This is a genomic window from Staphylococcus caeli (assembly GCF_900097965.1).
GTDB lineage: Bacteria > Bacillota > Bacilli > Staphylococcales > Staphylococcaceae > Staphylococcus > Staphylococcus caeli.
The window spans coordinates 12,887-27,437 of the sequence record NZ_FMPG01000020.1 but is presented as its reverse complement, the minus strand read 5'-3'; the positions used below and the strand labels follow the sequence as shown (position 1 = coordinate 27,437).

General features: G+C 33.6%; 9 protein-coding genes and 1 pseudogene. 3 read left to right on the top strand and 7 right to left on the bottom strand.

The window, feature by feature from the left end; all coding sequences use genetic code 11:
- Positions 1-64: 64 nt before the first annotated feature.
- The 4 genes and pseudogenes from BJS11_RS12565 to parE all read right to left on the bottom strand — a co-directional run.
- Positions 65-751 (bottom strand): annotated as a pseudogene (locus tag BJS11_RS12565) (PRD domain-containing protein); the annotation flags it as partial.
- Between the two features lie 212 nt (positions 752-963).
- Positions 964-2,406 carry a glutamine transporter AlsT gene (gene alsT, locus BJS11_RS12560; RefSeq protein WP_069996503.1) on the bottom strand — a complete coding sequence of 481 codons (1,443 nt, stop codon included), beginning with the start codon at positions 2,404-2,406 and terminating at the stop codon, positions 964-966.
- Between the two features lie 207 nt (positions 2,407-2,613).
- Positions 2,614-5,016 carry a DNA topoisomerase IV subunit A gene (gene parC / locus BJS11_RS12555; RefSeq protein ID WP_069996502.1) on the bottom strand — a complete coding sequence of 801 codons (2,403 nt, stop codon included), beginning with the start codon at positions 5,014-5,016 and terminating at the stop codon, positions 2,614-2,616.
- On the bottom strand, positions 5,013-7,007 hold the full coding sequence (gene parE, locus BJS11_RS12550; RefSeq protein WP_142351603.1) for a DNA topoisomerase IV subunit B: 1,995 nt from the start codon (positions 7,005-7,007) through the stop codon (positions 5,013-5,015). Before parE ends, parC begins: the two co-directional genes overlap by 4 nt.
- A gap of 201 nt (positions 7,008-7,208) precedes the next feature.
- On the opposite strand from parE, the gene plsY reads away from it, so the two are divergent.
- Positions 7,209-7,817 carry a glycerol-3-phosphate 1-O-acyltransferase PlsY gene (gene plsY / locus BJS11_RS12545; protein WP_069996500.1) on the top strand — a complete coding sequence of 203 codons (609 nt, stop codon included), beginning with the start codon at positions 7,209-7,211 and terminating at the stop codon, positions 7,815-7,817.
- 324 nt (positions 7,818-8,141) lie between these two features.
- Positions 8,142-8,438, top strand: a complete 297-nt coding sequence (locus BJS11_RS12540) for a HesB/YadR/YfhF family protein (RefSeq protein WP_069996499.1) — start codon at positions 8,142-8,144, stop codon at positions 8,436-8,438.
- 148 nt (positions 8,439-8,586) lie between these two features.
- Here the strand turns inward: BJS11_RS12540 and menI are convergent, their stop codons facing one another.
- The 3 genes from menI to BJS11_RS12525 all read right to left on the bottom strand — a co-directional run bounded on the left by menI (position 8,587) and on the right by BJS11_RS12525 (position 13,941).
- Positions 8,587-9,054: a 1,4-dihydroxy-2-naphthoyl-CoA hydrolase MenI gene (menI, locus tag BJS11_RS12535; protein ID WP_069996498.1), complete on the bottom strand. Its 468-nt coding sequence runs from the start codon at positions 9,052-9,054 to the stop codon at positions 8,587-8,589.
- A 239-nt stretch (positions 9,055-9,293) separates the two neighbouring features.
- On the bottom strand, positions 9,294-12,002 hold the full coding sequence (gene acnA / locus BJS11_RS12530) for an aconitate hydratase AcnA (RefSeq protein ID WP_069996497.1): 2,709 nt from the start codon (positions 12,000-12,002) through the stop codon (positions 9,294-9,296).
- A 295-nt stretch (positions 12,003-12,297) separates the two neighbouring features.
- Positions 12,298-13,941: a glycine betaine uptake BCCT transporter gene (locus BJS11_RS12525; protein ID WP_069996496.1), complete on the bottom strand. Its 1,644-nt coding sequence runs from the start codon at positions 13,939-13,941 to the stop codon at positions 12,298-12,300.
- A gap of 209 nt (positions 13,942-14,150) precedes the next feature.
- Here BJS11_RS12525 and mscL point away from each other — a divergent pair, with 209 nt between their 5' ends.
- Positions 14,151-14,507, top strand: a complete 357-nt coding sequence (gene mscL / locus BJS11_RS12520; RefSeq protein WP_069996495.1) for a large conductance mechanosensitive channel protein MscL — start codon at positions 14,151-14,153, stop codon at positions 14,505-14,507.
- The last annotated feature ends 44 nt before the right edge of the window (positions 14,508-14,551 follow it).

The following is a 14,551-nucleotide window of genomic DNA, read 5'->3' as shown; positions in this document are numbered from 1 at the left end:
AGATTATTTGTCTCTGAACATAAAAAACACATCAAGCAACATTCAAAAGTTGCTTGATGCATCAAATATATTCATTTTTTATAGACCAACCGTTATTGACAAAGAGCCTTAAAAATTGTATGTGTCTGATAAATCGTTGGTATTGAATCGATGTCTTATCTATTTCATGTTTCAAATCATGTTCTAAGATAAATATACTTTTATTGATTAATCTATTAATTAAATCCATTTCACGCATTGATAAAGATTCAGTATTAGATGCTATATGTAATGCTATAAAACCAATTTCATCTTCCGGAAAATTTACATCAAGTACGTGATTTAAACGTTCTATTACCTCTTCAGCTATTTCATAAGCTTCACTATATAGTTGTTTTGTTTCCTCAACAAACGGATTATTAATCAATTGATTTTGTTTTAAGCGCTTATATGCAAAAATAATATGGTCAGTTAAAGAAATAACCAACTTTTGATTATCTACTTTCATCACAGCATTTGTAATAATATTAACTGCATCAATTACGGCCTGAATTAATGTATCGTCGGCCAACTCCATTAACGTTTTATAGTGATCTTGTTGTGATTTTTGATCCAAGATGTATACTTTTTCAATGGCTTGATTATCCTCGAGTATCATTCCGCTTTTTTTATTAAATCCAATGCCTTTCGCAATTAGTACAAATTCCTGTTGTGCCTTAGTACAAATAATAACATTATTATTTAACACCTTAGTTATTAGGTATGCATTCACATCAATCATCCTTCTTTTTCTGTCAATAGATATTATATAGCGAATGATTATAAATTGAAAGAAATAATCCTATGTGATATATAATTTTTAATTTCTTAATGTATTTTTTTATTAATAAATAAAGCGCCTTTCAAATGAACACATTTTTGTGCTCGCTTCGAAAGACGCTTACAATTTTTATCATAAGTGATAAATAACTAATGTATCACGACTTATTTTTTCATGCCCCAACTTTCAATACCAAATAAATTGATTTCCAACTCTTCTGGTCTGAACACAGGTTTTTTACCTGCTTTGCGTTGACGCTGATAATCATTCATAACTGCAAAAGCAATATTCGATAATCCAATAATTGCAACTAAGTTGACAATTGCCATTAGACCCATAAATACATCTGCAGTACTCCAAACTGTTTCAGTTTTAATTACTGCACCTACAAATACAAGCACAACAACTAAACATCTAAATACAAATAAAATTGATTTATTTTTAGATAAAAATTCAATATTGGATTGTCCGTAGTAGTAATTACCCACTACAGAAGAGAATGCGAATAGTGTAATAGCAATTGTTAAGAAAATACCACCCGCACTACCTAAATGTTCATTTAATGCTGATTGTGTTACTGCAACCCCTTGTGCTGCATTTTCACCAAATTCTAATCCTGAATAAAGTAAAATCATAATTGCAGTCGCAGTACACACTAACATCGTATCAAAGAATACACCAAGTGACTGAATGAGCCCCTGTTTCACTGGGTGTGGCGCAGCCGCTGTAGCAGCAGCATTCGGCGCAGACCCCATACCAGCTTCATTGGAGAATAGACCACGTTTCACACCTTGAAGTATAGCTGCACCAACAGCCCCGCCGGCTGCTTGCTCAAATCCAAATGCACTCTTAATGATTGTTGTAATCATTGGGATAATTTGATCATAATTCATAATCAAAATTACAACCACTAAACCAATGTAAATAAGTGCCATAACTGGAACTATAATCGATGATAGTTTTGCAATGCTACGCACACCACCAAATATAATAATGGCTGTTAAAACTGCTAATATAATACCTGTAATAATTGGGCTAACATTATATTGAGTTTTTAATGATTCGGCAATCGTGTTAGATTGCACAGTATTAAATACAAAAGCAAATGTAACTGTAATCAAAATGGCAAATACAACACCTAACCATTTTTGATTTAAACCTTTTGTAATATAATAAGCTGGTCCACCACGGAATCCACCTTCTTCATCAGGTACTTTATATACCTGTGCAAGCGTTGCCTCAATAAATGCACTGGCTGCACCAATAAAAGCAATCAACCACATCCAGAACACGGCACCTGGGCCACCAAGTACAATTGCTGTAGCAACACCAGCAATATTACCCGTTCCAACTCTTGAACCTGCGCTAATAGCGAATGCTTGGAATGGTGAGATTCCTTTTTTACCACTATCTAATGTTTCTGGCTTCTCACCAATTGCACGAAACATTTCTGGTATCCATCTTAATTGAACAAATTTAGAGCCGATTGTAAAGAATATACCAGCTGTAATTAAAAGTCCAATCAAGTATTGCGACCAGATTAAATCATTCCCGACTTGAACAAATGCTTTGAACCAATCTGGAATTAAACTATCAAAATCTTTCAATTTAATCCCTCTCATCTATGTAATTTTCAATCTCAAATTAGAGTAAGAGACTTATAGCCAGTAAAATAAGAAAAAGTGTGTGCCAGGCTAAGGCTTAGCACATCGCTTCTTTAACTGCTATAAATCTCTCTTTTTAACTATTTATTGCACCTAATTGGTATTTTATCACTATATAGTTGTATTTACTATTAATTTTTAAATATAACTTTAGTAAACTTCTAAATCTATTACTTCTCCAAAATCATTTGTGTCCACAATAAAACTACCATTCGTGTATTGTTCAGATAAATGAATATCTTTAACTGCACCAGATTCTTGTTGCTTTTCTGAATAAATCGTATAACTTAATTGATTTGGTTGTACGACTTCAGCTGCTACAATACGATGCGGTGTCTTTTTAAGTTCTTTCAATAACGTAATACCTCGTTGTGCACGCTTCGCCGTCTGCAATACTTTAAAGGCAATACGTTTTAACGCGCCACGTTGTGTTGCCATTAGGATTGAAAGATTCTCGTTAACTACTTGAGTTAAAACAACATAGTCACCATCTTTTAAGTTAATTGATTTCACGCCTGCTGCTCTTAAACCTGTATCTGACAATTCATCACTATTATACGTTAAAGACATACCTTTATTCGTAAGGACTGTAATCAATTCTGACGAATCAATACGCATAACATCTATAATTTCATCCTCATTTTTCACTTTCATTGCTACAAGTGGTTTATTATAACGAGACGTTTTAAACATAGACACATTACTGCGTTTAATCATACCATTTCGTGTAGCTAACACATAAAATGCCTCTGGTTTGAAATCACTTTCGCAATACGCATCTACAACAAACTCACCTTCATCTAGTGGTACAATTTGTGATACATGTTGCCCTAAATCTTTCCACTTAATCTCAGCTAATTTGTGTACTGGTATAAATAGATAGCGTCCTTTGTTAGTGAATACTAATGCTGTATCTAATGTGTTGACTTCTTGATATTTCATCATAGCGTCGCCATCTTTAACACCAATTTCTTCAACACCACTCGCATTAAAACTACGTACAGAGGTACGTTTGATATAACCATGTTTAGTAATACTCATGATAACAGTTTCACTAGGAATCATTACTTCTTTATCAATTTTAATTTCAGTTATTTCAGCTTCAATTGCTGACAAACGCCCTTGTTTAAATCGATTGCGAATATCCGACAATTCTTCTTTGATAACATTAAGAAGGGCATCATGATTATCTAAAATATTTCTTAAACTTTCAATGAGTGCTTTTAATTCATCATGTTCTTGTTGTAATTGCACAATATCTGTATTTGTTAAACGATATAGCTGTAAAGTTACAATCGCTTCAGCCTGTGCTTCTGTAAAATCAAATTCAACAACCAAATTATCTTTTGCGTCTTTTTTATTTTTAGAAGCTCTGATTAATTTAATAACTTCATCTAAAATAGATAAAGCCTTCATGAGACCTTCAACAATGTGCATTCTACTTTCTGCATGCTCTAACTCATAGCGCGTACGTTTCGTCACTACATCAATTTGATGATTTAAATAACTATCAATAAATTGACGTAATCCCATTAAAACTGGACGTCCATCACTAATTGCGACCATATTAAAGTTATAAGCAACTTGTAAATCAGTATTTTTATATAGGAAATTTAATACAGCTTCACTATTTACATCTTTTTTCAATTCGATTGCAATACGTAATCCAGTTCGGTCTGTTTCATCTCTAACTTCAACAATACCTTCAACTTTTTTATCAGCACGTAATTCATCCATTTTTTTAACAAGTGCACTCTTATTGACTTCATAAGGAACTTCAGTCACTATTAATTGTTTTCTACCATTACGCAACTCTTCAACTTCAACTTTTGAACGGACGATAATTTTACCTTTACCGCTTTCATAAGCCTTTTTGATGCCATCAACACCTTGAATAATACCACCAGTTGGAAAGTCTGGACCTTTAATATATTTCATTAATTGACTGACAGTGATATCAGGATTATCAATATATTTCAATGTCGCTTGTATGACTTCACCAAGGTTATGCGGTGGAATATCCGTAGCATAACCAGCTGAAATACCTGTACTACCATTAATTAATAGATTCGGCAACCTAGCCGGCAATACCATTGGTTCCATTGTCGTATCATCATAGTTAGGCATAAACGGTACAGTTTCTTTATTAATGTCACGTAGCAATTCCTCTGAAATACGGCTTAGCTTCGCCTCTGTATAACGCATTGCAGCTGCTGGGTCATTATCAATACTACCGTTATTCCCTTGCATTTCTATAAGTACATGACGCAATTTCCAGTCTTGACTTAGTCGAACCATAGCGTCATATACAGACGAATCACCATGAGGATGATACTGACCTATAACATCACCGACTGTTTTTGCACTTTTACGGAAATTTTTATCATATGTATTTCCGCTTGAATACATTGCATATAAAATACGTCTTTGAACAGGTTTGAGCCCATCACGAACGTCTGGCAATGCACGCTCTTGAATGATGTATTTACTATATCTACCAAAACGATCGCCAATAACATCTTCTAGCGATAAATCTTGAATTATTTCACTCAATTTACTTCCTCCTCATTCGGATGTTCCTGTTCCAAAATTTGAATTTCATTGTTATCTAAAATGCTTTGTTCTTCTTGTAATCCAAATTCAACATGCTTTTCAATCCATTCACGTCTTGGAGCAACCTTGTCACCCATCAACGTCGTTACACGCTTAGACGAGCGCAATTCGTCTTCTACTTGGACTCTAATTAAGGTTCTTGTTTCAGGATTCATAGTAGTTTCCCAAAGTTGATCTGCGTTCATTTCACCTAAACCTTTATAGCGTTGCAATGAAAAACCTTTGCCTAATTTCTTTTGAAGTTTTTCAAGTTCTTCGTCAGTCCATGCATATTCTATTTTTCTAGAAGCGCCCTTACCTTTTTCTAATTTATAAAGTGGTGGTAAAGCAATAAACACTCTTCCAGCTTCAACAAGCGGTTTCATATATTTGAAAAAGAATGTTAATAACAATACTTGGATATGGGCACCATCTGTGTCGGCATCTGTCATAATAATAATTCTATTATAATTACTATCTTCAATTTTAAATTCATTACCCACACCTGCACCTATGGTATGGATAATCGTATTAATTTCTTCGTTTTTGAAAATATCGTCTAAGCGTGCTTTTTCAGTATTTATTACTTTACCTCTAAGCGGTAAAATCGCTTGATATTTACGATCTCTTCCTAATTTTGCTGAACCACCCGCAGAATCACCCTCAACTAGGTATAGTTCTTTTTTCTCAGTATTTTTACTTTGTGCGGGTGTTAATTTTCCTGAAAGCAACGTATCCTTACGCTTATTTTTTTTACCTGAACGAGCATCTTCACGTGCTTTACGTGCTGCTTCACGTGCTTGTTGTGCTTTTAACGCCTTTTTAACAAGGGATTTTGATAATTGTCCTTTTTCTTCTAGGTAGTAAGGTAATTTATCTGCCACAACAGCATCGACAGCACTTCTAGCTTCAGGTGTTCCTAATTTAGATTTTGTTTGTCCTTCAAATTGTAATAATTCTTCTGGAATACGAATCGAAATGATAGCAGTAAGTCCTTCTCTTATATCATTTCCATCTAAATTCTTATCTTTTTCTTTTAATTCATTGATACGACGGGCATAATCGTTGAACACTCTTGTCATTGCAGTCTTAAAGCCAACTTCGTGTGTACCACCATCTTTAGTACGCACATTATTAACAAAGCTCAATATGCCTTCCGAATACTGATCGTTATATTGGAACGCAACTTCTACTTCAATATTATTTGCTTCTCCAATGAAGTCTGCTACATCATGCAATACTTCTTTGCCTTCGTTTACATAAGCTACGAACTCTTTAATCCCATCTTCATAATGGAATACATCTTCACGTTCTTTTCCAGCTCTCATATCTTTCAATGTGATTCTAAGACGTTTCAATAAAAATGCTGATTCTTGTAAACGCTCACTTAGAACGTCATAGTTAAATGAAGTAGAAGCAGTAAATATTTCAGAATCTGGTTTAAATGTTACTTTTGTACCTGTTTTTTTAGTTTTACCATGTTTTTCTAAACCAGTTGTTGGTTTACCACCATCAGCAAAACTTTGTGTATAAATATTACCGTCTCTATGTATTTCAACGTCTACCCATTCACTTAGTGCATTTACTACAGACGCACCAACACCGTGTAATCCACCCGATGTTTTATAGCCGCCTTGTCCAAATTTACCACCTGCATGAAGTACTGTGAAAATGACTTGTACAGTAGGTTTCCCTGATGTATGAATACCAGTAGGCATCCCACGTCCATTATCCTCTATCGTAATACTTTCATCTTTATTAATAGTTACTGATATTTCATTGCCAAAACCATTTAATACTTCATCGACGGAATTATCGACAATTTCATATACTAGATGATGTAATCCACGTTTATCGGTAGAACCAATATACATCCCAGGTCTTTTTCTAACGGCCTCTAATCCCTCAAGTACCTGGATGGAATCATCCGAATAATTTTTTTTCTTATTCATTGCCAATCGTTTCGCCCTCCTACAAACGTACGTTCGTTTTTAAAACTATACATTAGTTATTCTTATATATTTCACGACAAATTGCAAGTATCAAATCCATTTTCAACTAATAAATCATAATCTCTTTCAAATTTCTATTCGTCTTTTCATGGTCTTATATGGTAGAATAATTTTAATGTCATTAAAGGATGTGGATTATATATGATGATAGTAATCATGTTAATACTAAGTTACCTTATCGGTGCTTTTCCAAGTGGCTATGTAATAGGTAAATTATTTTTCAAAAAAGATATTCGCCAATTCGGTAGCGGCAATACGGGGGCAACAAATAGCTTTAGAGTATTAGGAAAGCCTGCTGGTTTCATAGTAACTTTCCTAGATATTTTCAAAGGTTTTATTGTCGTATTCTTCCCACTTTGGTTACCAGTACATGCAGAAGGTCCAATAAGTACATTTTTCACAAATGGCCTCATTGTTGGTGCTTTTGCTATTCTTGGACACGTGTACCCTGTTTATCTCGGATTTAAAGGTGGTAAAGCCGTTGCAACAAGTGCGGGTGTCATACTTGGCGTTAATCCAGTCTTATTATTAATATTAGCAGCAATTTTCTTTGGAATATTATATTTAACAAAGTATGTATCGCTTTCAAGCATCATTGCTTCGATTTGTTGTGTCATCGGCGCATTATTAATTCGGGATTATATCTTGTTTATTGTGAGTATTGGTGTAGGTGTACTGCTTATAATTAGACATCGAACTAATATTGTAAGAATATTCAAGGGTGAAGAACCTAAAATAAAATGGATGTAGCTATTACAAAGATCACTAGAATAAAATTAAATACTTATAAATTTTAAAGTTGAGCTGGAGTCTAAAAACTCCAGCTTTTTGCATGCTTTTATATAAAATAGTTTATCATTTATATGTCATTATATTTTAATACTTAAAATCATTGGGGTTCACCTATGATAGACTTATTCACAGTTTTGTAGAAAACAATAAAATAATTTATTACAAAAATATGTTATACTATCTTTAATATTACTGTAAGTGTGTAATATATATAAACACTAATTTATATTAGTAACCAACCCGACAAGTATTTTACTTGTGAATCGAAAGGAGATTTTTATCGTGAAAATAGAACTTTCAGATAAGGCTGTGTCTTGGTTCAAAAAAGAGCTTGAGTTACCTGAAGACGACAAAGTCTTACAATTTTTTGTTCGTTATGGTGGGGAATTCCAGCTAAAACAAGGCTTTAGTCCAGCTTTCAGCGTTGACAAGAAAGCGGATATAGAAATTGGTTACGAAAATCATTTCGATGGTTTAGATGTAGTAATTGCAGAAAAAGATTTATGGTATTTTGAGGATAGTGACTTATTTATTGATGTGAATGATGGCATTGATGAAATTTCATATACTGCAAAATAATCATTTTTAATATGATTTATTCAAGTAAATTCGCCATTAATTTGAGTATTTATTGGCAACTCAAGACAGTAAATCGACTTGAAATATTTTTAAAAACAGCGTCACGCAATGACTTTTGCGTGACGCTGTTTTTAATTTATATAATATATTACATAAACGGTAGACCTTCTGTTACTTCAAAATTTTCCTTCGCCTTATTACGCTTATCAACTTCTGCATATACTTTATGCCATTCTGGAAAATACTTATCTAACCGAATAGGCTTGAAGTCTTCTTTTTTGATACATGTCAATGTAGTAGAACCCGTTGTTGCAAGTTCACCTGATTCATTATAAATCTCATATTTATAAATCGAACGCAATCTAGAATATTTATCTACCCACGTTTTGATAGTTACTTTTTCAGGATAAAAAATTGATTTAATATATTTAATATCTAAGTCAACCACTGGTGAGATAATACCTGAATCTTCCATATCTTTGTAACTAAATCCTAACTTTGATATGTAGTCTGTTCTTGCTACTTCAAACCATGTAGGATAATTACCATGATAAATAACACCCATCTGATCCGTTTCTGAATAACGTGCCTCAATTGTTGTTAAACTATAAATCATCTTATTGCCCTCTTTTCAATCTTTCATCTCATACAATTTTACTATTTAAATATTAACATAAATCAAGTTCTGATACAGATAACGTCATTACTTTGAATAGAAAAATTTGATAAGCCTGTCCTAAAAAGAAAGTAATTCCCGAGATGAAAACACCTATTTCAAAAATCTATTTATATTCACTAAAATACAAATAAGAGGTTGAGACGATATCGCCTCAACCTCTGCAAATTAATTATTTATTAATTTTGACCTGCAAGTTTATTTCTTAATACAAGTTGTAAGATACCACCATGACGATAGTAATCCATTTCAACATTTGAATCGAAACGAGCTATCGCTTCAAATTCAATGACTTCGCCATTTTCTTTCTTAGCTTGTACTTTAACTAAGTCATGTGGCTTAACATTTTCATCAATGTCAACAGAGATAACTTCAGTACCATCGATACCTAAACTATCAGCTGATTCACCTTCTTGGAATTGTAATGGTAATACACCCATCATTACTAAGTTTGAGCGGTGAATACGTTCATAACTTTGAGCAATAACTGTTTTAACACCTAGTAGGTTTGTACCTTTAGCTGCCCAGTCACGTGAAGATCCCATACCATAATCATTGCCTGCTAAGACTACTAATCCAGTACCGTCTTCTTTGTATTTCATAGCTGCGTCAAATATAGACATTTGTTCGCCTGTTGGCCAGTAAGTAGTATAACCACCTTCTGTACCTGGCGCTAGTTGGTTTTTAATACGAATATTGGCAAATGTACCACGTACCATAACTTCATGGTTACCACGACGAGAACCATATGAGTTAAATTGACGAATTGGCACGCCATGTTCGATTAAATATCTACCTGCTGGTGTATCTTTACCGATTGCACCTGCTGGAGAAATATGGTCAGTCGTAACAGAGTCACCAAATTTACCCATTACACGTAAGTTATTTAAAGCATTAATTGTTCCAGGTTCTTTTGATAAACCTTGGAAGAATGATGGATTTTGAATATATGTTGATTCTGGATCAAAGTCGTATAAAGGTTGATCCGTAACATCAATTTCATTCCACATTTCATTGTTGTTATATACAGTTTCATACTCTTCTTTGAATAAAGCTGGTGTTACAACTGTATCTACTGTATCTGAAACTTCTTTGATTGATGGCCAAATATCTTTTAGATATACATCTTCGCCATCTTTACCTTTACCAAGTGGTTCATTTTGCAAGTCAATATCAACCGTACCAGCTAACGCATAAGCAACAACTAATTGTGGTGATGCTAAATAGTTTGCTTTAACTAATGGATGAATACGACCTTCAAAGTTACGGTTACCTGATAATACAGACGTAACTAGTAAATCTTCTTCAGCAATCGCTTTTTCGATTTCTTCTAATAATGGACCAGAATTACCAATACATGTTGTACAACCATAACCAACAAGGTTAAAGCCTAAATCATCAAGATATTTATCTAATCCTGAATCTCTTAGATAGCCTGTTACAACTTTAGAACCTGGCGCTAATGAAGTCTTAACATATTCTGGTACTTCAAGCCCTTTTTCAACTGCTTTTTTGGCAACAAGTCCAGCACCTAACATTACATATGGGTTAGATGTATTCGTACATGACGTTATTGCTGCAATTGCTAAGTCACCAGTCTTCATAGTAGTAGAAGTGCCATCTTTAAATTCGATTGTTGCAGTCTTATCAAATTCACTTTCATCGAATCCATGACCTTGGTTACCTGCTGGTGCAGTTACTGATTTTTCAAATTCTTTCTTCATATCACTTAAGAAAATTAAATCTTGAGGACGTTTTGGACCTGATAATGAAGCTTCAACTGTAGATAAATCTAACTCAACTACATCAGTGTAGTCTGGCTCATCTTTATCTACTGTAAAGAACATACTATTTTCTTCTAAATATGTTTTAACAAGTTCAATTTGTTCTTCTGAACGACCAGTTAAGCGTAAATATTTTAATGCTTCTTCATCAACTGGGAAGAAACCACATGTTGCACCATATTCAGGAGCCATGTTAGCAATTGTCGCACGGTCCGCTAATGGTAAATGTTGTACACCAGGACCGAAGAATTCAACAAATTTACCTACAACGCCTTTTTTACGTAATTCCTGAGTAACGCGTAATGCTAAGTCAGTAGCAGTAGCACCTTGTGGTAAAGCATTAGATAATCTAACACCGATTACTTCTGGAATTGGGAAATATGAAGGTTGACCTAACATACCTGCTTCGGCTTCAATACCGCCTACGCCCCAACCTAATACACCAAGACCATTAATCATTGTTGTATGAGAGTCTGTTCCTACTAACGTATCTGGGAATGTAACTGTTTCACCATCAACTTCACGCGCATGTACTACATTCGCTAAATATTCTAAGTTTACTTGGTGAACGATACCAGTTGCTGGTGGTACAGCACTGTAGTTATTAAATGCTTTTGTTGCCCAATTTAAAAATTGATAACGTTCATAGTTTCTTTCAAATTCTAATTTCATATTACGTTCTAATGCATCTGGATTTGCATAACTATCTACTTGAACTGAGTGGTCAATAACTAAGTCTACAGGTACTTCTGGATTGATTTTATTTAAATCTCCACCGACATCGTTCATCGCTTTACGTAATGAAGCTAAATCCACGACTGCAGGTACACCTGTAAAGTCTTGTAAAATAACACGTGAAGGTTTGAAAGGTACTTCACCTTCTGAACCTTTTGTGAATTCTGATAACGCTTTGATATGTTCGTCAGTAATTACAAAACCATCTTCTTGTCTTAACACTGATTCTAGTAGTACTCTAATTGAATATGGCAATTGCGATACCTTAGTTAAACCTTGTTCTTCTAAAGTATTTAAATCATAGTAAGTGTATGATTTCCCGTTTAAATCAAACGACTTTTTCGCTTGTTGCTTAATATTAGAAGCCATATAAATCCCCCTTGAAATTTTTGTTATATATGCCGTTAATCAAATTGTATAATTATATGTGCTTTAAAACAACTAGATAGCGTTAGAAACCTCCGTTATTTAGTTTTGAATTTTCAATCAGTATGTATAAGTAATGCTTATCACTAGATAACTGTGTAATAAGTTATTATTATCAATTGAGAATCATTATCATTCTTTTTATCTTTACAACTGATTATTATATCGTTGCATTTTAAATTTCGTAAAAAAAGCTAAGGACCACAAATGGACCTTAGCCTTTATTAAAGCATATAGATTATTTTTCAGATTTTTCAGCGTCTCTTAATGGCGTACGCTTTTCAATAATATCTTCTTCATAATCTTCTTGTTGATGTTGAACATAATCTTGTAATCTATGTTTATTAGGTGTCAATGTTAAACCTAAGAATTTACGTTCTTGGTTCGCATCTTTATAGAACGAAATCATCATCATTATTACTACAAAGGAGAATGGCAAGGCACTTATGATAGCAGCACTCTGAATTGCATTAAGTGCTTTTGCACCATCGCCACCACCAGCAAATAATAATACGAATGCGATTAATGATTGTGACACACCCCATGTTACTTTAATAACATTTGATGGTTCTAGTGATCCATTCGTTGTTTGCATACCTAATACAAACGTCGCTGAGTCAGCTGATGTAATAAAGAATGATGCAATCAATACTAATGCGATAATTGATAATATCATGCCTAATGGCAGATGATTAAATACACCGAATAGTTGTGTCTCAGCAGTCATTTTGAATAGCTCTGGATGTTTTTTACCTGTTTCAATGCCTAACACACCAAACACACTAAACCAGATAAAACTAATAATAACTGGTACTAAAAGTACGCCTCCGATAAATTCACGAATTGAACGTCCTTTAGAAACACGTGCAATGAAGATACCTACGAATGGGCTCCAACTTAACCACCAACCCCAATAGTAAAGTGTCCAACTAGACATCCATTCACGTTTTTGAGGATTTTGTGCTGCAGTGTCAAAAGTATTTAATAAGAATGAATTTAACAAGCTACCTGTTGAACTTGTCATCATATTTAATATTAAAACAGTTGGTCCAATGATTAATACTGCAATCATCAATACTGCACCTAAACTGATGTTTAAGTTACTTAAGTATTGGATACCTTTACTTAAGCCTGACCAAGCACTCATAATAAATAGAACAGTTACTATAACTATGATAATCGCTTGAACCCAAACATTATTTGGTATACCGAATAAGTAATGTAGCCCACCATTGATTTGTAATGCTCCCATACCAAGTGATACGGCAACACCTACTACTGTAGCGAATACAGCTAGTACATCAATAATTGTCCCAATTGGGCCTTCAACTTTATTTCCTAAGATAGGACGTAATGTTCTTGAAATCAAACCTGGTTCGCCTTTTCTAAATTGGGCATATGCAAGTGCTAATGCTACTACACCATAAATTGCCCAAGCATGGAATCCCCAATGGAAAAATGTTGAACGTAATGCTTCTGTGTATGCGGCTGTAGTTTTTGGATCTGCATTAGGTGGTGACGCAAAATGTGCCATTGGTTCTGCTGCACCATAGAATACTAATCCAATCCCCATACCAGCACTGAATAACATTGCAAACCAAGAAATAGTGTTAAATTCTGGTTTGTCATTCGGTTTTCCTAATTTCAATTTACCAATCGGACTGAAGATTAGGAAAATACAGAAGAAGACAATAAATGTTGTAAGAATTAAGTAATACCATCCAAGTTTATCCGTTATCCATAGTTTTATATTATTAGTAACTGTATCAAATTGGGTTGGCATAACTGCACCAATAACAACTACTATCGCTACTAATATTGCACTATAGATAAAAACTGGAGATATCTTCTTACCATTAAGTTGGTTACTAGAAGAATTCATAATTAATTACTCCCTTTCTTATCATATTAAATTTTCGAACTCCAAAATAGAAAATTTAGTTTTTCTAAATATCTCTATTTTATGTAATAGCCACGTATTACGATAACAAAACAATGAGTTAATTTCAAATTTCGTTTAAAAAACTATTTTCTTAAATTTGAATTTAATGTATACTAATCTTTAAATTCAAATTAAGAGGAGTTAATTATATGTTTAAGGAATTTAAAGAGTTTGCACTTAAAGGCAACGTCTTAGATTTAGCAGTAGCTGTAGTTATGGGTGCAGCATTTAATAAAATTGTTACAGCTTTAGTTTCTTACATTATTATGCCATTAATTGGTTTAATATTCGGAACAGTTGATTTTGCTAAAAGCTGGTCATTTATGGGCATCAAATATGGTATGTTTGTTCAATCAATCATAGACTTTATCATCATTGCATTTGCATTATTTATCTTTGTAAAAATTGCAAATACTTTAATGAAAAAAGAAGAAGAAGAAGAAGAAATCGAAGAAAATACAGTATTGTTAACTGAAATTCGCGATTTATTACGTGAGAAAAATTAAATATTTGCCATAAAAGACCAATCAAACGAAGCCATTTGATTGGT